This window comes from Corallococcus exercitus (assembly GCF_042231735.1).
In the GTDB taxonomy this organism is placed as follows: Bacteria; Myxococcota; Myxococcia; order Myxococcales; family Myxococcaceae; genus Corallococcus; species Corallococcus exercitus_B.
Window position 1 is genome coordinate 8,815,284 of record NZ_CP102577.1, and the last position, 19,835, is coordinate 8,835,118.

General features: G+C 70.7%; 18 protein-coding genes. 2 read left to right on the forward strand and 16 right to left on the reverse strand.

What is annotated here, in order from left to right; translation table 11 throughout:
• Positions 1–20 precede the first annotated feature (20 nt).
• From NR792_RS35460 to NR792_RS35510, 11 genes are all read right to left on the reverse strand, one after another.
• Positions 21–488, reverse strand: coding sequence for a carbonic anhydrase (locus NR792_RS35460; protein ID WP_375757131.1), 468 nt, complete (start codon positions 486–488; stop codon positions 21–23).
• A 79-nt stretch (positions 489–567) separates the two neighbouring features.
• Complete coding sequence (locus tag NR792_RS35465) at positions 568–741, reverse strand: hypothetical protein (protein WP_375757132.1); 174 nt, start codon at positions 739–741, stop codon at positions 568–570.
• Positions 742–838: 97 nt separating this feature from the next.
• Entirely contained in the window at positions 839–1,414 is a 576-nt protein-coding gene (locus tag NR792_RS35470; protein WP_375757133.1) for an RBBP9/YdeN family alpha/beta hydrolase, read from the reverse strand.
• A gap of 34 nt (positions 1,415–1,448) precedes the next feature.
• Entirely contained in the window at positions 1,449–2,291 is an 843-nt protein-coding gene (locus NR792_RS35475) for an aminotransferase class IV (protein WP_375757134.1), read from the reverse strand.
• Between the two features lie 42 nt (positions 2,292–2,333).
• The gene (locus tag NR792_RS35480) at positions 2,334–4,760 is read right to left on the reverse strand and encodes a PAS domain-containing protein (protein ID WP_375757135.1); all 2,427 of its coding nucleotides are present in this window, start codon (positions 4,758–4,760) and stop codon (positions 2,334–2,336) included.
• Between the two features lie 179 nt (positions 4,761–4,939).
• Positions 4,940–8,152 (reverse strand): ATP-binding protein, encoded by a 3,213-nt coding sequence (locus NR792_RS35485; RefSeq protein ID WP_375757136.1) that lies wholly within the window; start codon positions 8,150–8,152, stop codon positions 4,940–4,942.
• Positions 8,153–8,172: 20 nt separating this feature from the next.
• On the reverse strand, positions 8,173–9,177 hold the full coding sequence (locus NR792_RS35490; RefSeq protein WP_375757137.1) for a hypothetical protein: 1,005 nt from the start codon (positions 9,175–9,177) through the stop codon (positions 8,173–8,175).
• Positions 9,158–10,369 carry an endonuclease domain-containing protein gene (locus tag NR792_RS35495; protein ID WP_375757138.1) on the reverse strand — a complete coding sequence of 404 codons (1,212 nt, stop codon included), beginning with the start codon at positions 10,367–10,369 and terminating at the stop codon, positions 9,158–9,160. Before NR792_RS35495 ends, NR792_RS35490 begins: the two co-directional genes overlap by 20 nt.
• 143 nt (positions 10,370–10,512) lie before the next feature.
• Positions 10,513–11,742 (reverse strand): MFS transporter, encoded by a 1,230-nt coding sequence (locus tag NR792_RS35500; protein WP_375757139.1) that lies wholly within the window; start codon positions 11,740–11,742, stop codon positions 10,513–10,515.
• Complete coding sequence (locus tag NR792_RS35505; protein WP_375757140.1) at positions 11,729–12,673, reverse strand: NAD-dependent epimerase/dehydratase family protein; 945 nt, start codon at positions 12,671–12,673, stop codon at positions 11,729–11,731. The genes NR792_RS35500 and NR792_RS35505 overlap by 14 nt, the downstream gene beginning before the upstream one ends.
• Complete coding sequence (locus NR792_RS35510) at positions 12,670–13,497, reverse strand: lysophospholipid acyltransferase family protein (protein WP_375757141.1); 828 nt, start codon at positions 13,495–13,497, stop codon at positions 12,670–12,672. Before NR792_RS35510 ends, NR792_RS35505 begins: the two co-directional genes overlap by 4 nt.
• A gap of 104 nt (positions 13,498–13,601) precedes the next feature.
• On the opposite strand from NR792_RS35510, the gene NR792_RS35515 reads away from it, so the two are divergent.
• Positions 13,602–14,225 (forward strand): hypothetical protein, encoded by a 624-nt coding sequence (locus NR792_RS35515; RefSeq protein WP_375757142.1) that lies wholly within the window; start codon positions 13,602–13,604, stop codon positions 14,223–14,225.
• 10 nt (positions 14,226–14,235) lie between these two features.
• Here NR792_RS35515 and NR792_RS35520 read toward each other — a convergent pair whose 3' ends face one another.
• On the reverse strand, positions 14,236–14,625 hold the full coding sequence (locus NR792_RS35520) for a VOC family protein (protein WP_375757143.1): 390 nt from the start codon (positions 14,623–14,625) through the stop codon (positions 14,236–14,238).
• A 234-nt stretch (positions 14,626–14,859) separates the two neighbouring features.
• Between NR792_RS35520 and NR792_RS35525 the strand changes: the two genes are divergently transcribed.
• Positions 14,860–15,981 carry a catalase family protein gene (locus tag NR792_RS35525; protein ID WP_375757144.1) on the forward strand — a complete coding sequence of 374 codons (1,122 nt, stop codon included), beginning with the start codon at positions 14,860–14,862 and terminating at the stop codon, positions 15,979–15,981.
• Positions 15,982–16,006: 25 nt separating this feature from the next.
• On the opposite strand, the gene NR792_RS35530 is transcribed toward NR792_RS35525, so the two are convergent.
• The 4 genes from NR792_RS35530 to NR792_RS35545 form a co-directional block, all read right to left on the reverse strand.
• Complete coding sequence (locus tag NR792_RS35530) at positions 16,007–17,674, reverse strand: PA14 domain-containing protein (protein ID WP_375757145.1); 1,668 nt, start codon at positions 17,672–17,674, stop codon at positions 16,007–16,009.
• Positions 17,675–17,843: 169 nt separating this feature from the next.
• A complete protein-coding gene (locus NR792_RS35535) occupies positions 17,844–18,332 on the reverse strand; it encodes an SRPBCC family protein (protein WP_375757146.1) in 489 nt (162 codons plus the stop codon).
• Between the two features lie 134 nt (positions 18,333–18,466).
• Positions 18,467–18,808, reverse strand: coding sequence for a hypothetical protein (locus tag NR792_RS35540; RefSeq protein WP_375757147.1), 342 nt, complete (start codon positions 18,806–18,808; stop codon positions 18,467–18,469).
• A gap of 135 nt (positions 18,809–18,943) precedes the next feature.
• Positions 18,944–19,819 (reverse strand): 4-hydroxy-3-methylbut-2-enyl diphosphate reductase, encoded by an 876-nt coding sequence (locus tag NR792_RS35545; RefSeq protein ID WP_375757148.1) that lies wholly within the window; start codon positions 19,817–19,819, stop codon positions 18,944–18,946.
• Between the last annotated feature and the right edge of the window lie 16 nt (positions 19,820–19,835).

The following is a 19,835-nucleotide window of genomic DNA, read 5'->3' on the forward strand; positions in this document are numbered from 1 at the left end:
GACACCTGTCTCTTCGCCGCTCAGCCCTCGCGGGGGATGGGCTCGAACTCGACGGTCTTCCCCTTGGGGCGCACGTAGAAGAGGTGGATGCGCAGGTGGGGGTAGGCCGTCTGGAGCTCCTTCGCGCCGAACTGGAGGTCCTTCAGCTGCTGCTCCACGGCGATGTCCGGCCCGAGCGCGCTGTGCTTCGCGTGGTAGTAGCCGCACCCCGCGTGCGCCAGCAGCAGCACGTCCTCGATGTGGTGGCCTTCGATGAGGAAGCTCGCGGCCTTCGTGAAGCCCGCGCTCTCCAGGTAGTCCGAGGCCCAGCGGTTGAGCAGCGCGGGGCCTCCAGGAATGGTCATCGTGTCGATGCGGGCGTGGCCCAGGTGGTGGGCCAGGTCCTCCACGGCCTCGGTGAAGCGCCCGTCCGAGCAGTACACGGCCAGGGTCTTCGGGTGGACGGCCTCGAAGGGGACGCGGGAGACGTAGGGCGCGGGAGCGGACATGCCCCCCAGGTTAATGGCTTCCGGCCCCCACGAAAGCGCCTTCGGGCCGCTTCCGTGGGAACCGGTGACGCGCCCGGTGTCAGTTGTGTTCCGGGAACGCCGCGGGCTGCCCCGTGCCGCCGTTGCCCTCGGGCTTCGGACCCGCATGGCGGTCCGCCTCGGACTCGCGCCCGCCGCCCTTGTGGCGCAGGTTCTCGTCCTCGCTCTTGCCCTGGTGCTGGACCTGCTTCTCGTCTGGCTTCTTGGTCTCCATCTCGAGCCCCCTGTCGTTGAAGAAAGTCCTTCGAGGTCCTCCAAAGATGGGGGTGGCCGCGAAAATTGCCACGTCCTTCGCCTGCTCGGCCGGCTGCTCAGCGCGACGCACCGAAGCACTCCTGGAGGGCGGCCAGCACGGCGGGCTCCTGGGGGTTGTTGAAGTGGCGCCCGCCGGGGACGAGGCGCACCTCGGCGCCCAGGCGCTCCTCGAAGAGGCGCGTGTTGCGGCGGAAGTCGGAGGTGAAGGGGTCGGCGTCCGACAGCACCACCACGCAGCGGCGGAGCGCGGCGCGGATCCGCTCGAGGTCCATGGGCGTGTCGAGCCACGGCCGCAGCGTGTCCCAGGGCGTGTCGACCTCGAACCAGCCCGCGACGAACACAGCCCCTGCCACGGTGTGGCCCGGGGGCAGCGTGGCCAGGTAGCGCATCACGGCCTGACAGCCGACGCTGTGGCCCAGGAACACGGTGGAGGGCGCGGGCACCGGCCCCACCGCGGTGGCGAGCGTGGACACCCAGCCGTCGAGGGTGGGGGCGCCCGGCGTGGGCATGGCCAGCGTGCGCACGTCGTCGAAGAGGGGAGGGGGCGTGCGCAGCTTCGCGGTGAGCCACGGATAGAAGTCCGTGTCGGGGCTTCCAGCCCAGCGGGGGACCATGACGAGAGAACGGGTCATGGCCCCGAGTGTGCCGCACTCCATGGGGGCGTGCTCAGCCCTCGCGGACCGCCCGGGCCTCCAGCGCGGCGCGGGCCCGCTCGGCGAGCCGCGGGCTGTCCGGCAGCTCGCGGCCCAGCAGCCTCGGCACGCCCACGGCCAGCGCCACCGCGTTGCTGTAGAAACACGCCTGCGCCCGGGCCAGGTCCGCGAGCGGCAGCACGCGCTCCACCACCGGGAGCCCGTCCACGGAGGCCATGGCCAGCAGCACCGCGCGGGCGATGCCCGGCAGGCACGGCGCGGAGAGCGGCGGGGTGACGAGCGCCCCGTCGAGCTGCACGAAGAGGTTGGCGGTGGGCAGCTCGCAGACCTCCGCCGCCTCGTTGGTCAGCACGGGCAGGCGCGGCAGGAGCGCGTGCTGGCGGAAGTAGGCCAGGCCCTTGTGGTTCACCGTGCGCTCCGCGCGCCGGTAGGCCCCGGCCTCCACGCTGTCCAGCTCCCGGCCCTCCCGGTGATGCGCTTCCAGGTCCACGGCGAAGGGACGGAAGGTGCCCAGCACGTGTCCGTCGCTGACCGCGAGCTTGCCCACGCCGGTGAAGCGGGGACCCAGGGCCGCATCCGCCGCGAGGCAGCGGCGCAGGGACTCGCGCACGGCGTCCTCGTGGAGGAGCTCGGGGGCCGGGGAGTGCACGGCGGCGGGGAACGCGTCGAGGCTTCCGCGCAGCCGGGCCAGGTGCCGCGCGAGGAACCGGGGCTGCCCCGCGTCGATGCGGAACGTGGTGAAGAAGCCCGCGCCGAAGAAGAAGCCCTGGGCGAAGTCCTGGAGGCGCAGGTCCTCCCAGCGCTGCACGACGCCATCGACGGAGACGGTGGAGAAGGAAGCGGGCCGCGCGTGCATGGCGCCAGTGTAGATCCGCGCGCGGGGGCCCGTGGAAGGCCGTCAGGGACTGGCCTCCTCGCCACCCTGCTGGAGGCTCGTGGAGGACTCCGGGAGGGCCGGCAGCGTGAAGAAGAACGCGGCGCCGTGGCCCGGCTGGCTCTCCACCCAGACGCGTCCGCCGTGCGCCTCCACCAGCCCCTTGACGATGGCGAGCCCCAGCCCGGCGCCCGCCTTGCGCGCGTGGATGGCCTGCCAGAAGCGGTCGAACACGTGGGGCAGCGCCGCCGCGTCGATGCCGGTCCCCGAGTCCTCCACGCGGAAGCACACCTGCTCACCACGGCACTCCGCCTTCAGGAGGATGTGGCCCCCCGGCGGCGTGAAGTGGATGGCATTGCCCACCAGGTTCTGGAAGATGCGCACCACGCGCGCCCGGTCCGCGCGCACCCGGGGAAGGCCCGGCTCGACGGCCACCTCGAGGCGCAGCGCCTTGTCCGCCGCCAGCAGCTCGTTCAAGGCCTGCACCTGGCCGAGCAGCCGGGGCACGTCCAGCGGCTCCACGTCCAGCGCCGCGCGTCCCGACTCCACCCGCGCCACCTCCAGCAGGTCGTCGATGAGCCGCTCCATGTTGCCCACCACGACACGGATCTTCCGCAGCGCCTCCGCGGCCTCCGCCCCCTCCTCCCGCCGGACCAGGCGCTTCTCCACGCTGCGGGACAAGAGGGAGATGGTGTTCAGCGGCGCGCGCAGGTCATGCGAGACGATGCCCAGCGTCTCGTCGCGCGCGGCGACGGCCTGCCGGGCGGTGCGGTACAGCCGCGCGTTCTCGAGCGCCAGCGCGGTCCGCCGCGCCAGCTCGCTCACGAGGGAGAGGCTCTCCACCCCGTAGTGCAGGCCCGGGCGCGTGGACACCAGCAGCAGCACCCCCAGGGACCGGTCCTGGAGGGCCAGCGGCGCGGCCACCGCGGACTCCACGCCGGGACTGTCTTGGGGAGGCTCGCGCAGGAGCACCCCCGACCCCGTGCGCGCCGCTTGCGCCACGAGCCGTCCCAGCGCGCCCCGGGCCCCCGGGGCGTACGCCGCGCGCAGCACGTCCTCCAGGCCGGGTGTCACGGCGGCGGCCTCGGTGGAGGACTCCTCTTCGGTGCCGCTGACCCGCGTGGTGATGGCGCAGCCATCCGCGAGCGTGGGCACCGCGTGCGTCACCACGGTGCGGACCACGTCCCCGCAGTCCAGCGAGCGCGTGCTGGCGGTGCCCATGTCGGAGAGGAAGCGGCTCCAGAGCTCGACGCGCCGCTGCTCGGTGATGTCGCGGAAGTAGACGGAGAGCCCTTCCGGTGACGGGTACGCCACGACGCGCAGCCAGCGGTTGTCCATGACCGAGGGCTGCTCCTCCTCCACGGGGACCTGCGCCTGCGTCGCCCGGCGCAGCAGGGCCGCCATGGCCGAGCCCTGCGTGCCGGAGAAGACCTCCTCCAGGCGCCGGCCCAGCAGCGCCTCCCGCTTGCGGCCGAAGTGCGCCTCCGCGGGCCGGTTCACGTAGGTGAAGCGCCCGTCCCGGTCGAACGCGGCGAAGCCGTCGGTGATGCGCTCGAGCACCGCGTTCATCCGCTCCCGCGCCGCCTCCGCCTCCTCGCGGGCGACCTCTTCCCGGACCAGCTGGCGCCGCGCCTCGTCGGCTTCGTGGCGGCCGGTGATGTCCTCGTGGGCCACCACCACGCGCAGCGGACCCGCTCCGGCGAAGCGCGTGGCGCGCAGCAGGAACCAGCGCCGTTTGCCTCCCCCGGGCTCGTGGCAGGGGTACTCCATGAGGAACGAATCGGCGCGGCCCGCGAGGATGGCGTGGATGCCCGTCGCCACGGACGGTGCCTCCTCCGCGTTCTCGCCCCGGGAGGCTTCCGTCACCCCCAGGTAGTCCGCGCCCACGCCGCACGGGCTGCGCCCGTCCACCTCCACGCAGCCGTTGTCATGCGCGAAGCGGCGCCACGCGGCGTTGACGGCGAGGATGACGCCCTGGCCGTCGAGGATGGCGATGTTCGTGGACAGCGAGTCGAGCGTGGAGCGCAGGAACTGCTCCGACTCATGCAGCGCCTGCGCGGCGTGCCTGCGGGCGCTGACGTCCCGGAAGCAGACGGTAAGGCCCCCCGAGGAGGGGTACGCCCGCACGTCGAGCCAGGCGTCGAGGGGCGCGTAGTAGGTCTCGAACGCGACGTTGACCTGCTCCCCGAGCGCCCGCCGGTACTCCCGCTCGAACACGGAGCCTCGTGCCTCGGGGAACTCGTCCCACACGACACGGCCGAGGAGCTCCGCACGCGGGCGCCGCAGCAGCCACTCGCTGCGCGCGTTGAGGTAGGTGAAGCGCCAGGAGCGGTCGAGCGAGAGGACCGCATCCGAGATGCGCTCCAGGGTTTCGAGGGCCTGGAGGGACGAGCCCTCCTCGGATGCAGGGCGCCCACGCGCGGTCCGTCCCTGGCCCTGTCGCAAGACCATTCCTGCTTCCCCCTACGGAAGACACCTGGGGGAAGTATGGGGTCCGCCGCCCGAAGAGGCCGCGCGAGGTCGGCCGGGACGACTCCCCGCCCGAGGGCCAGTCCAGTCCAGGAAAGGGGAGCGCCTCCCTGCCCGTGGGCCTGAAGCCAGCGGGGAAGGGGGCGGCCGTGGAACGGGCGTCAGGAGCCCTGCTCGCGCGAGCGGTGCGCGAGCTGGAGGATTTCGTCCTCGGAGAGTTGCTCTGTCTTGATGATGTTCCGGTCCGCCTTGAGCTGCTCCACCTGACCGTCGCGCAGGACGTGGAACTGGCCCATCTTCTGGGGCGGCAGTCGTACGGCCGCGTCCACCCGTGCATCCGCGAACATCGGCTTGAGCTTCTTGAGCGCCACCTCTTCCTTCACGCGGCCCGCGAACCAGGTGCGCACGTTGTCGCGGCACTTGTAGTCCAGGTCTCCCGGGCTCTGCGTCGCGAGCATCACGCCGATGCCGGCCGAGCGGGCACGCCGGAGCAGGTTCTCCATGGGTTGCTTCGTGGACGGGACGCTCATCGCTGGGAGGTAGATGTCCGCCTCATCGAAGAGAAGCACCGCCTGGAGCTTCGGCGACGGGTGCTGACTGGCCCAGCGGTTGGCTTCCACGAGCAGCTGCGACACCCAGAAGAGGGAGTTCTGCAGGCTGCCGAGGAACTTGGTGCTGACGATGGTCAGCCGCGTCTTTCCCGGCACCTTGGTGCTTCCCTGTCCAAGCAGTTCGCCCATGTCGAGCTTCTCTCCCTGACTGGAGAGCAGGGATTGGGCATTGAGCCGCAGCGTCGCGAGGTCCTGGGCCAGTTTGGTGAAGACCCTGTCATCCAGTCCGTGCGCCTCCTGGACCAGCGTCATGTCCTGGGCCGCGACGAAGCGCTGGATGAGGTCCAGGGTGATTTCCTTCCCGGAAGGCCGCTGCACCAACAACCGGAGTGCCTGGGCCAACAGCGCCTTCGCGGCCCGGTCGCGTTGGCTGCTCTTGTACTCCAGCATGCTGGAAATGGCGTCAGCCGCCTGCTGGATGACCTGGTCGCGTTCCGCAGGGGGAAGCTTGTCGAGCCCCTGAGGCACCACCGGGATCGCGAGTGAGCGCCCATCCGAGCGGCCCGGGGTGTAGAGCGCCACGTCCACGCGCTCGCGTAACAGTCGCCGGCGTTCAACCATCACCGGGTCGTCCAGCTCCTCCTCCCAGGCCTCCCTCCGCGCGTAGGCCGCGAGATCGCCCTTGCGGTCAACCAGGAGCGCCGGGACGCCTTGGATCACCAGCTGTTCAATGAGGTTCAGGGCCAGGGTCGTCTTGCCACTGCCAGGGCCGCCGAGGAAGGCACTGTGCTTCGTCAGTTCATCCGGATGAACGGAGACGGTGTTGGAGAAGACGCCCTCGGAGACGCCCAGTCGCATCGGGCCCGCGGAGACAGGGGCCTTCACCGCCTCCGGAAGCTTCCTGGCGGTGAGATGGCTGACGTTGTCGGCAAGCCTGGAAGTCGCTGACTGCCCACCCTCGGGTCGGGTCTGCGACGGCTGTTCAGGCGTCGAGCCACCCTTGGGTGGCTGACCCGGGCCAGGCCCCGGCTTTTCGAGCGCGAGTACATCCGTGATGCTCTTGAGCCGGGTCACCGGGCGCGAGGTCCGGCTCCAGCCCAGGAACTCTGGTCCCGTGTATTGCTGACGGAAGGCCTGCAATGCCACCAGTTCACGCAGGTCGCTGTTGCCCAGGACCGCTCGGCGGCCTCCCTTGCGTAGCAGCAACGTCGTCTGTTCTTCCACGAGGGTGCCCAGGGCTCCCGGGAAGTCCGTGGTCCGCACGAGGACGGCCAGCTTGCCCGCGGCGGCCTTCAGCGCACTCGCCATCTGTCGGCCCAGGTGGCCACCGCGTGAGGAGTTGTTGCAGAGCGCGACGAAGAGCTGGGCGTCTCCAGGCTGGACGGTCACCTCTAGCGTCTCCTCGCCGCGAGGCTTCACCTTGAAGCGGGTCGGGCCTCCCAGTTCCTCACCACTCACCTCGATGGCCCAACCCAGGAGCGCCGCGATCTCCGGGTCCTCGTCCGGAATCTGCCCCTTGAAGTTGGCCTTGAAGTCCGTCCACGCCTGATCCAGGTCCTTGGTGACGGGAGCCGTCACGGTGGGCACCTGGGCGCTCGGACGCTTTGGCTTCTCGGCCAACGGAAAAGCCGCCGGGAGCTTCCCGTCCTGGATGGCGCGGTCCCGGTAGCGGTGACACGCGTTGAGCACATCGCGCGTCCTGACGCCGCTCAACAGCTCGAAGCCTTCCGGAGGAATGGGGTAGGTGGGATTGCCGGGGTCGAACGGAATCCCCTGCTGTTCGTAGAGGGACTTCAGCCGGCGGGCAGCGATGTCTCGCGCGGTTTGCGCGGTGACGAGGCGATCCAGGTCCAGGGGCTCGGGGTCGACCTCGATGCGGTCGATGATGGATTGATTGAGTCGGCTCCGCATGGTCGTCCAGAAGTCGGTGAGGCAGCACACCACCACGATGGCCGTGGGCACGTGACTCACGACTGCCGCCAGGCTGTTCATGGCCCGGCGGAAGGACGGCTCCATTCCGGGGCGCTGTTCGAAGTCGTGGAGGTCTTCCACCTGGTCCACGCAGATGACCAGGGCCTGACCCATCACTCCCATGAGCCGTCCCAGGTCCTCCATCATCCGGACCGGGTCGTCGTCCGCGGTCCTGGGGACCAGCTCTCCGACCATCGCGCGGTCAGCGGGGGCCATGTCCTCGCAGCGAAGCCACTGGAGGATGCGGTGGTGGAAGCGTGCTTCCCTTCGCTGGAGGCAGAGCAGGGCACGCAGCAGGTACACGTCCACATGGCGGAACCGGGGGTCCGCATGCAGCTCATCCGCGAGCGCACGGATCATGTCGTGCAGTTCGTGCTCCTCCAGGATGCTCTCTTCCGGGATGAGCGGCGCGAAGGCACTGGTGCAGTGCCGCATGACCGCGTCCGACAACCGCATCAGCCCTGATTCTTCATTCACATCCGAGTCGTAGGGGCGATCCAGGGATTGGATGAAGTTGGAGAGGATGTGCCGGTCGTAGTTCGTGGCGTCGACGGTCATTGGCATGTAGCCGACGTAGCCAAGCCCCTGGCCGTGCACGCTGTTGCGGAAGGCGCGGACCAGGTGGGTCTTGCCACTTCCTGACTCGCCCAGGAGAAGCAGCAGCTTTCCGGAGTCTGGCGGGGGCGTTCGTGTCGCACGTTTCACCAACCGCTCGAAGACGCGACGCGCAGGGGCGTTGATGGATTCGACGTCGAAGGGGTCTCGCTTCCAGAGGGTCTGCCCCTGCTGGACACTGTTGAAGATCTCGGGACCGTCAGCCAGGAAGGCTTCGAGGCGGGCGTCGGTGGGCATGAGCGCTCCAGGAGGACGGGCTAGACAACGACGAAGTGGAAGGTGGCGCCGTAGGCACGGACCTCGGACTCGTTGACGTCCGACGCGCTCATGGCGGAGGTGACATCCGCGCGGCTCAGCGACAGGTGTCGCTGGCGGTTGGCACTGAGCAGTGCGGAGTCGAATGCATCGCGGCTCGACCACTCAGGCTGCATGGCCTTCCACACGTGGGAGATGAAGACCTTGTTGTCACCGAAGCGGCCGGTGGGAAGCGCCCGGGCCACGGCAAGCACCCGCCTGGCGAAGGACGCTGTGTCCGAGGGCGGAGCCTCCACCCGCGCTGCTTCCGCGGACGTTCCTGGCTGCACCGGGGCTGCCTCCGCCAGCACCCACTCCCGCAGCGCCGCCAGTCGCACCACCTCCGCGTCCACGCGTGACGCGCCCACCGCGCGGGCGGCCAGTTGCTCCACGCCGCGCTTCGGGTCGCTGACCTCCTGCTCCAGGAGCTTGCCCAGCAGGTGCGCCTGCACCGCGCGCAGCGAGAACGCTTCCTCCGTCTCCACACCCAGCTGCCGCCACAGCAGCCGGTCGCGCACCTGCGCCAGCGTCGGCGTCTCCGGCCCCGCCACCTTGTGCGCCCGCTTGAGCACCAGCGCCCGCACGCCGTCCGCGTCCGATAAACGCCCCAGCGCGGGCTTGGAGCCCGGCAGCCCCAGCCCCTTCGCCAGCAGGTGCTGCTGCTTCACGCGCTTCCACGTGAGCCCCTTGGGCGACTCCACCCGCAGGAACTTCAGCGCCTGCTGACGGCCCGGCCCCGTCAGCGCCAGCCCCGCGCGGCCCCGGGCCTCCACGAGCTTGCCGTCCAGCAGCCCCGTCAAGAGCGCGTCGAACCGCCCGGTCCACTCGCCCCGGCTCCAGCGGTGCTCCACGAAGGCATGCAGCGTCTTCGCCAGCTCGTTGCGCGTGCCGGCCTTCTTCTCCGAGCGCGTCGCCAGCCATGCCAGGGCCAGGCCCTGGAGTCGGGTGTCAGGGGTGTCGGTGTCCATGTCGTGGCTCCCGCCCGCCAGGCTCGCGCCTCCGGGCTTCAATCAACGTGTCCAGGGTGTGGAGGATGTGTTCCAGCTGGGACAGCACGTCCGTCGCGAGCAGCCGGTACACCCAGTAGCCCTCGCGCTGCAGGTCCAGGTCCTTGCGCCGGTCGCGGCGGAACCGCTCCGGATCCTGGAAGTGGTGGTAGCCGTCGATCTCCACCGCGATGCGCAGCGAACGGCAGAGCAGGTCCACCTCCCAGGAGCGCTTGTCCTCGGGATGCAGCCGGGCGTTGAGCTCGAAGAGGCCCGCGGTGCCCGGGTGCTCCTCCAGCCGGTCGCGCAGGTACGCCTCCGCCTTGCTCCGCGCCCGGTCCGCTCCGGCCTCGCCCGCGCCCGTCAGCACCGCCAGCGCCACCTCGGCGGCGCTCACGCGCTGCGCCTCCGTCGCGCCCGTGCGCTCCAGCTTCCGGAGCGTCGCCACCGCGCTCGCGGCCTCGGAGGGCTCCACCGGCACCTCCAGCACGCCCTCGCGCACCAGCGCCTTCAGCCGCGTCTCCCCGCCCGCCAGGAACGCCCCCAGCGCCTCGCTGGACACCCCGCACGCCACCGCGAGCGCCGGCACCGCGTTGCTCAGCACCTCCGCCACGCGGAGCCCCCGGCACGACGGCGCCTCCCCCGCGGGCACCCGCACCACCGGCGCCTTCCCGGGCGGCACCAGCGCATGCAACGCGCGCAGCCCCGTGGCCAGGTTCTTCTGGAGCGCCGTGCGCACCGCGTCCGGCAGGGCCCCGGGCTCCACCGCCTCCCGGTGAATCACCAGCTCCCGGCACAGCGCCCAGGTGGCTTCCGGCAACAGCGCGGGCGGCGGCAGCGCGTCCAACAACACGCGCCGCTCATGCGCTGTCTTCCCCCGGAACACCGGCGTGTGTCTGGGATTCGCGGCCGTCAGGCTGAACATCGCCAGCGCCTCCGCGTCCGCCCCCAGGTCCCGGGTCGCCGCCAGCGCCCGGGCCCAGCCCAGCGCCGCCGCATGCGGGTCCTCCCCGGAGACCTCCACCACCGTCTGACCGTGCCTCGCGGCCCACCGGTTCCAGAGGGTCCCCCCCAGGGCCTCCGGTCCCTCCAGCACGCTCAGGGTCGCGATGCCTTCCGCCCGGCGCCGGGCCTGGCGGTCCAATGCATCCAGCAGCGCGACTTCCCCCGCCAATGGCAAGCACTACCCCCCGGGAGTGATGGCTTCACCGCCCCCTCGTGAGCAAAAGCCTGCTCTCACGGGTCGGGTGATGACAAGCCCCCCAAAGGAGGTATGGCATTCCGGGAAGGAAGGGACCCGGGTGGGTCTGAAAGGCTTTAGCGCCCCGCGTCGTCCCCGGTTTCCCGATGGAGCAGCACACTCAGCCCCGCCGCCGCGAGCGCCGAGACCATGCCCGTCAGGAAGGGGGCCTGGGTGCTCCAGGACGCATACATCCAGCCGCTCGCCACCGGACCCACCGTGCGGGCCAGCCCGCCGCACGACTGCGCCAGACCCAGCACGGCGCCCTGCTGCGACGGCGGGGCCACCTGCGAGGCCTGGCTCGAAATCAGCGGCTGCAGGAAGCCCGTGCCCACGCCCACCAGCACCACGGCGACCATCATCGGCAGGGCCTGATGCGACACCGCGAGCCCCGCCATGCCGCACGCCAGCAGCAGCGCCCCGGTGATGAGCAGCCGGAACTCACCCGCCGCGCGGGACAGCGGACCAATCAGCCCGCCCTGGATGACCATGCCCAGGCCGCCCACCACCGCGAAGGTGTAGCCCACCTCCTTGGAGCCCCAGCCCAGCCGCGCCTGCACCAGCAGCGCGAACGCCACCTGGAGCGTGGTCATGGACAGGAAGACGGCGAAGAACAACCCCAGCACCAGTCCCAAGGCCTTGCGCCGCGACGGGTCCTGCAGCGCGGCCCAGCGCGCCTGGGACTTCGCCGCCACGCGCTTCTCCACCGGGTGCGTCTCCGGCATCGCGATGAGCGCACCCAGGAAGCCCACCAGCGCCAGGCCCCCGGCGAGCAGCGGCGGCACCCACGCCCCCAGCCCGGAGAACAGCCCGCCCAGCGTGGGCCCCAGCACCATGCCCAGGCCGATGCCCGCGCCAATGCGGCCCATGGCCTTCGCGCGCGTCTCCTTCGTCGTCACGTCCGCGAGCGCCGCCTGGCACGCGGCGATGTTGCCGGACGTCGCCCCCGCCAGGATGCGCGACGCGAACAAGAGCGGCAGCATCAGCCGGTAGCTGGCCAGCGCGAACAGCGCCATCGCCACCGCGTTCGCCAAGAGGCTCAGGAGGATGACCGCCCTGCGCCCGTGCCGGTCCGAGTACCGCCCGAGCAGCGGCGTGGCGAGCAGCTGCGTGAAGCTGAAGCACCCCAGGAGGATGCCCACCGTGCGCGCCGAGCCGCCCATGGACTGCACGTAGAAGGGCAGCATCGGGATGACGATGCCGAAGCCCACCAGGTCCAGGAACACGGTGAGGAACACCACCGCCTCCACCCGGCGCAACAGGCCCGGCGAGGCGGCGGAGGCCGCGCCCACGCTATCGGCCACCATGGCCCGCCCGGTCCACCGGCAGCGCGTCCGCGTAGGCGCGCAGGATGCGGCCCTCGTCGTAGGCGTACTGGAAGCCCGTGGCCTCCAGGAAGCGCTTGCTGTCCACCACGATGGGGTATCTCAGGTGGTCCGTGGCCCCCACGGACAGGCGGGGGAAGCCCGCCCGGCCCAGGAGCAGCGACAGCACCGGCGACGGCAGCGGCACCGGCGTGCGGCCCGTGCCCCGGATGATGACCGACAGCGGCACGGGCGCGGGCCCCGCGACGTTGAAGATGCCGCGCACCTTCTTCTCCAGCGCCAGCTGCAGCGCCGTCACCACGTCCTCCTCCTGGATGACGTGGAAGAGCGGGTCGTAGCCCAGCACCATGGGCACGCGCTTGCCGCGCAGGAGGTTCGCGAGCGTGCCCGTGCCCGGCGTGCCCAGTGTGTACACGAGCCGCAGCACCGCGGTGGTGACGTCCGGCATGCGCCACAGCGCCGTCGCCGCGTACAGGTCCGCGGCCACCAGGTCCGCCAGCTCCGGGATGGCCTCCAGCGCGCGCGGGGGCTCGTCCTCGGAGTGGTACAGCGGCGAGTCCGGCGCCGCGCCGTAGAACGTGTGCCGGCCCACGAAGAGCACCTGCTTCACGCCGTGCGCCGCGCAGTGGTCGAACAGCGCCTTGGTGCCGTCCAGGTTGATGCGGCCGCGCTCGCCGCCGGGCACGGTGAACGCCGTCACCGTGGCCATGTGCACCACCGCCTCCGGCTTCCAGCGGCGGAAGACGTCCTCGGCGGCGCGCTTGCGCACGTCCACCGGGTGCACCTGGATGCCCTTGGGCGCGTCCCGCCACGGCCGGATGTCGATGCCCGCGACCTCGTGGCCGGCCTCGTGCAGCTTGAGCGCCAGCCTGCGCGCGATGCCGCCGGAGATGCCTGGAATCAACACCCTCATGGCAACAGCCTCCGGGTCCGGCGCAGGTTGCGCTCGGCGCGGTTGTCTTCGATGAGCCGCTGGATGCGGGCCTTCACCTGGTCCACGTAGCCCTGGATGACGTGGTCCTCCTCGTCGCCCGTGCCCTCGAAGACGAGCGGCTCGCCGTAATGGATCTCCAGCCCCACCGGCAGGGGCAGCGGCAGCAGGTACGGCGTCAGCGGGATGTACGGCATGCCCAACAGCTTCCCCAGCGCGTACGCGTTGGTGATGGTGGGGATGGCCGCGCCGCCGCCCAGGAAGGCGAAGGGGATGATGGGCGAGCGCGTCTGGAGCGCCAGCCGGATGAAGCCCGTGCCGAAGTCCACCAGCGAGTAGCGCTCCGGGTAGAGCTTCGCGGTGCCGCGGGCGCCTTCCGGGAAGATCATCAGGAGCCGGTCGTCCTCCAGCAGGCGCACGGCGTGCTCGGGCAGGCCGGTGAACTGGCCGGTGCGGCTGGCCCACAGCGAGGCCACGGGGAACTTGTGGATGAAGCGCTCCACCATGCCCTGCGCCAGCCGGGGCGGCTCCATCTCCAGCAGGGTGGAGGTGAGCACCATCATCCCGTCCACCGCGACGCCGCCGGAGTGGTTGCCCACCAGCATGCCCCGGCCCTGCTTGGGGATGTGTTGCACGCCGGTGCAGCGCACCCGGAAGTAGTTCCGGTAGAGGAAGGCGAAGAACTCCAGCGCCAGCTTCAGGTGCTTCTTGGAGATGCCGTACGGGTCGACACCGTACTCGTTGAAGGGCAGCTCCAACCGCTCCACCCGCTCTGACAGGGACTCGCTCTGGGGCACGGGGCGCACCGTAGCACCGCGCGGAGGCTTTGCACGGGGCGCCCGCGTCCCCCATTGTGCACCCGACGGGCGCCCTGTCGGGAGGCGGGAGGGGGCCCAGGGAGTGACGCGCGATGGCGGGGCAGTCGTGGATGGGAATGCTGGACGGGGCGCTCGCGTGGGCCATGGCCCTGCCGGAGGGACTGGCCCAGGAGGTGGCGGTGGACGTCGCCGGCCGGCGGGTGCGCCTGTCGCACGCGCGGGTGGAGGCGCTGTCGCGAAGCGTGCTCTCCCGCGTGAAGGGGCTCACGCTGCGCTCCTGGGACAGCGCCCCCGCCGTGTACGACCTGCGGCTGGACGTGCGGGGCTGGAAGCTGCGGGTGGAGACGACCCCCCAGCGCGTGGAGCTGGCCCAGGGGCGCTACACGCTGTGGCTGGCCACGCCGGGGCGGGTGGAACTGGAGGAGTCCCCCGGCGCGTCGTCGCTGCTCATGGGCGCGCTGCGCACGGGGGCCGGGAAGGCCGCGCTCCAGGCCCTGGCGCGCAGGCTGCTGCCGCCGGAGCTGGCCTGGGACGGACAGGTGCTCCGGGTGGAGGGGAAGCTGCCGAAGGACGGCGCGCTGGCGGCCCGCCTCTTCGAGTCCTCCTCGCTCAAGATGACCGCGGCGCACGCCCCGGAGGGGCTGTGGCTGGCCGCGGAGGCATGGCCGGGGCTGTTGGACCTGCTCCAGGCCGCGCTGGGCCCGGCGCAGGTGTAGGGCGCTTTCTTCAGCGGCCCTCGCCGTCCCACACGTTGGCGCGGCCTTCCAGGGGGCCGCGCTGCGGGCGCACGATGCAGAAGCGCTGCCCGGTGGGGGCCTCCACCACCCACCAGCGCTTCACGTAGGCGACGCGCTTCGCGCCCAGCGCCTCCAGCCGCTCCAGCTCCGCGTCCAGGTCGTCCGCCTCGATGTCCAGGTGGATGCGGCTCTCGTGCTCCACCTGCTGGATGAGGAGCATGGGCTCCTCCGGCTTCGCCTCCAGCTCGCGGTAGGTGGGCGAGTCCGCGTCCGGTGGGGCCACCTTCCGGCCCAGCGCCGCGCTCCAGAACCGGGTGGCGGCTTCGAGGTCCCCGACCTTGCAGTCGATGACGAACGTGCTGAGGCGGCTGTGGTGCATGGCTTGCTCCTGATGGGCCGGGCAGGGGGGAAGCCCGTTGGGGGGGAGCCAGGGATACACCGAAAAGCAGGGGGAAGGTATGCCGGACTGCGGGGCCGGATGTGCAGCGCGCGCCACTCCGCGCCGCCGGAGCATCCAGCAGCGGACCTTCCGGGCCTGGAAGGCACCGGGAGCCCTGACGCGTGGAGGCTTGTCGCCTACCTCCAGCGCCGGAGGTCCAGGACGGTCCCGGCCATGAGCGAGTCCGAGTCGAAGCAGGCGCCGCACGGCTACGTCCGCTACCGCGACGACGTCGAGGTGGTGGAGCCCGACGAAGGGGTGGTCATCGAGAAGCTCATCGCCGCGATGCTCAAGGGCATGGCCCTGACGCGCCCGAAGCACGGCCGCACGGTGCGCGCCGCGCACGCCAAGGCCCACGGCCTGGTGAAGGGGGAGCTGCGCGTGCTGGAGGGCCTGCCCGCGCACCTGCGCCAGGGCCTGTTCGCGCGGGCCCGCACGTATCCCGTCGTGGCGCGGCTGTCGCACGTGCCCGGGGACCTGGACGACGACCGGCGGGTCTCAGGTCCGCGGGGCCTGGCCCTCAAGGTCCTGGGCGTCGAGGGCCTGGGGCCCATGCTGCCCGGCCACGCGGGAGAGACGACGCAGGACTTCCTCCTGGACACCGGCAAGGTGTTCAACGCGGTGGGCCCCAGGGCGTTCCTCGCGCAGATTGCGCCGGTGGAGCACGTCGCGCCCCGCACGCCGCAGGCCGTGAAGGGCGCGGTGTCCGCGGTGTCGCTCGCCACGAACACGGGGCTGCACGCGGTGGGCGCGGACAGCGCGGTGCTGGACTTCTTCGGCCACCCCTTCCTGCACCCGCTGGGCGAGCCGTACTTCAGCCAGGCCCCCATCCGGTACGGGGACTACCTCGCGAAGCTCAACGTGACGCCGGACTCGCCGGGCTTGCGCGCGCTGGTGGACGCGAAGCTGGACGTGAAGGACTACGACGGCCTGCGCCAGGCGGTGGTGGCGTTCTTCCGCGAGCACCCGGCGGAGTTCGTGATGGGCGTCCAGCTGTGCACGGACCTGGAGCGGATGCCGGTGGAGAACGCGAACGCGGAGTGGCCCGAGGAGGAGAGTCCCTATCAGCCCGTGGCCCGGCTCGTGCTGCCCGCGCAGGATGCGTACGACCCGGCCCTCCAGGACGCGGTGGACGAGGCGATGCTGTTCAGCCCCTCGCACAGCCTGACCGCGCACCGGCCCCTGGGTGGCATCATGCGCGCCCGCATGGCGGTGTACGAGGCCGTGGGCCGCGCCCGGCGGGAGCAGAATGGCCAGCCCGTGAAGGAGCCACGAAGCGCGGACGACCTGCCCTGAATCGTCCGCGCCGGGAGGGAAGGACCTACTGCCCGCTCATGCCCGGGCCCGGCTTCCAGACCTTCACGTAGTCGATGGACGCGGTCCATGCCGTAGAGCCCGTGGCGTTCGCATCGCCGTACCAGAACGCGGACGCGTTGCCGTTGAGGGCCCACGTGGACGCGACGAAGTTCGCCATGCCCACCAGCATCCGCTTGTAGTCCGGGTTGTTGGAGAACGCGGCCGGCAGCGGAATCTCGCGGATGGCATTGGTGGCCGGGTCGCCAATCCACATCCGGATGTCATTGCCCACGCGGCGCGCGGTGTAGACCCACTGCTTGCCATTGCGGCGGTCCACGGTGGGGCGGACCTCGGACTGCTTGTTGTCCGGGTCCCAGTGCCAGGTGGTCATCACGTTCGTGCCGTCGTTGTGGGGCAGCTCCACGATGTCCAGCTCCGGCGGCCACGGCGTCCCGCCCCAGCTCTCCGCGATGGGCCACATCAGGAAGTACATGCCCGTGCCCATGCCCGGCGGCAGGTCCGCCTTGAACGACACCTGGTAGTCCGCGTAGCCGGGATGCGCCGGCCGCCAGTGCTGCTCGTCCCACCACGTGCCCTGGTCCAGGTAGCAGCCGTCCCAGATGCCGGAGCCGTCATTGCGCTTCCGGGCGCGCATCTCCAGGTGGCCGTTGACCGTCACGCACTGGCTCTGCGTGTTCATCACCATGACCGTGTGGATGAGCGGCACGTTCGTCTGCCATTGCTTCCACGTGTTCCAGTCCAGCGAGTTGAAGTCGTCCTGGAGGTCCAGCACCCAGCCGGTGGGCGGATTCGGGACGCCCCCCACGCCGGGCGTGCTCCCGGACTGCAACGTCCAGCCCACCTGGGCGGACGCGTCGCCGGCGGCTTCGTAGTACTCCACCTTCACGCGGTGCGTGCCGGCGGTGAGCGTGACGTCGCCGGTCCGCGTGGACGCGCCGTGGTCGCTCCAGTGGTCCACGACGAGCGCCCCGTCGACATAGACGCGGCTGCCGTCGTCGGACGTGGTGGAGAACCGGTACGTGCCCGCGCTGGCGAAGTTCCAGTCGCCCTCCCAGCGCACGCTGAAGTCGTCCACGCCCACGCCCGTGCCGGGGCTCCCGGTTCCCCAGGAGAACTGGATGGCGGCGTCCTGACGCTGGAAGGCGCGGGTCGTCAGGTTCCGGTCGCTGAAGTAGGTGCCCCGGAAGGCGCCCGTGGGAATGGGCAGCTCGCTGGGGCCCGCGGCGTCCCCCAGGAGGTTCACCTCCTGTACCCAGGAGCCGGTCGTGTTCGTGCGGTAGCGCACGTAGACGAAGCGCGCGTTCGTGTCCGGGATGTCGCAGCCCTGCCACTGGACGGCGCTGCCGTCGACGTTGCAGTCGTACCAGCCCGTCTGGGACCAGCTCGCGTCGAAGAGCTGGACGTGGAAGCGGTACGCCTGGTCGCCCAGGCTCCACACCTCCCGCACCTGTTTCAACGCTCCCAGGTCGTAGCCGGCATAGGCGTTGTCGCCCGCGCCCCACGCGCCCGAGTTGTCGTCGCCGTCGTTCACCTGCCAGGGGTAGTTGAAGCCGCCGTCGTCGATGAGCGTCGCGGCCAGCTCGCCGGTGACCGCGCCGCGTGACACGGCGACGCGCGCGTCGGGCGTGGGCTCGCGGACGTCACAGGCCACAAGCGGGCAGAGGGGAAGCACCAGGCACGCCCGGACGAGCGCGCGGGAAAAGAAACGGGGGGTTGGGACCAGCTGCCGCCTCCAGCAAGGATGGGAGGCGACGAGAAGTCCTTGGGGTACAGACTTTCAATCTTGATTTCTTGGAATTTGGTTTAGTCTGTTTGGTCCCGTTCATAAGCGGAAGGCGGCGTCAGTGGGGCTGCGCGAGCAGCGCATCCAGCGCCGCGTAGCTCTGGTTGATGCCTTGCTCCATGCCGGCCCCGACCATGCCCTGGAGGTCCTCCACGGTGTGGAACAGGGAGACGCTGACGAGCTTCGTGCGGCCGTCGCCCAGGTCCTCCAGCGTCGTGATGTCCACGGACACGTGGCCGGGCGCGCCGTCCCATTCGAAGGTCTGCTCCAGGCGCTCCAGGGGCTTCACCTCGCGGAAGCGGCCCTCGAAGCCGTAGGTGCCGTCGGGCGCGTGCTCGACGAAGCGCCAGTGGCCGCCGGGCTGGACGTCCATGCGTTCGATCACCAGCTTGTTTCCCCGGCCCCACCATTGGGCGATCAGCGTGGGATGGGTCAGGGCCTTCCACACACGCTCGCGGGACGCGTTGAAGATGCGCTCGATGCGAAGCTCCCGCTCCGCGGGCTGCGTGACGAGGACCTTGGGAGAGCTCGCGACCTGGGTCGTCATGGCGTTCCTTTCGTGCGCTCGAAGGTGGCGCATGGGCTGCTCCCGCATGGGTGTGTACGCGCCTGGCCACTGGGAACCATGCCCGCGGTGACGCACCCGCCCGACCGAGCGTCGGGCGGGGCGTTGGCCGTGGGTCAGTTCAGCTCGCAGATCTGACAGACCGGCCCGATGAGCTTCCAGGTCGTACAGGTGCCGTTCGAGCAGCAGCGCTTGTACTTGGTGCCGGGCAATCCGTAGCCGCCGTAGGTGGTGTTCGGCTCATCGTACCCGGCGCTGTTCGAGCAGGACGTGCGGCACTGCGTCTGCCAGGTGATCATCGACTGCATCTGGGAGATAGGGCAGTTGGGGTCGGTGCCGATCTCCTGCTCCACCTGGGCCTCGCCGCTGGGAAGTTCGGCTTCGTCAGCCCCCGTGGCGGGGCCACAGGAGGCGAGGACGCCCAGGGTGAGGCTCATCACGAACAACGCCTTCATCATGCTCCGCATCTGCAACGCTCCGGTCGGTGCAAGGCGGCAATGCCTTGCACCGCCGGATTGCGGCACGGTCGCGTTCGCATGACAAGCGGTGGCGCCGGATGACGTATGGGAAACCCACGACACCGTGCCTGCTGGCTACTTGCGCTTCTTCGACATCGAGCGGACGAATATGGAGTCGATGCCGTGGATGCGCATGGAGATGAAGTCCTCCGCAGTGGCGTTCTCATAGCCCGCTTCGCGCATCTCCTTCACGAACGCGGGCGTGACGCCGTGGATGCGCATGGCCACGAGGTCGTCCGCGCTCAGGTCCTTGAAGCCCAGGCCGCGCATCTCGCGGACGAAGTCCGGTGTCACGCCATGGATGCTCATGGCCTGCAGCGAATCCATGGACAGTCCCTTGAACCCCAGCGCCGCGTAGCCCTGGATGCGCTCCGGCGTGACCTGGTGGATGCGGCAGGCCACCAGCTGCTCAATGGTCAGGTTCGGGTAGCCCGCGGAGGCCATCGCGCGGACGTAGTCCGGGGTGACCTGGAAGATGCCCACCTGGACCAGCTCATCCACGGTGGTCACCTTCTGGCCCGTGGCCGCGAGCGCCTGCACGCGCTGGGGCCCGACGTTCACGCTGGCCAGGAGCATTTGCTCATCCGCGTCCGGCCTGGGAATGCCCAGCTCCGCCAGCTTCTTCGCGTAGCTGGCGTCCGGGCTGAAGCGCCAGGTGCCCACGCCCTGGCCGTCCTTGAAGCGGCCCTCGAAGTCGAACGTGCCCGCCTCGCGCACCAGCTTGAAGGGGGCGCTGCTGCCCTCCTGGGTGGACAGCCCCTGGAAGTCCGCGAGCGGCGCGGAGAAGCCATGGTGCGAATCCGGACGGTCCTTGGGCTGCAATGACAGCTGCAATCGTTGCTCACGGACCACCGCGCCCCACGTGCCGGTGCGCTGGGCATCGGCGGCGAGGACGGGGAGGGCGAGGAGCATCACGAACACGGTGAGCCACGGAGACAGGCGAGACGTCATGACGGCGACTCCTTTT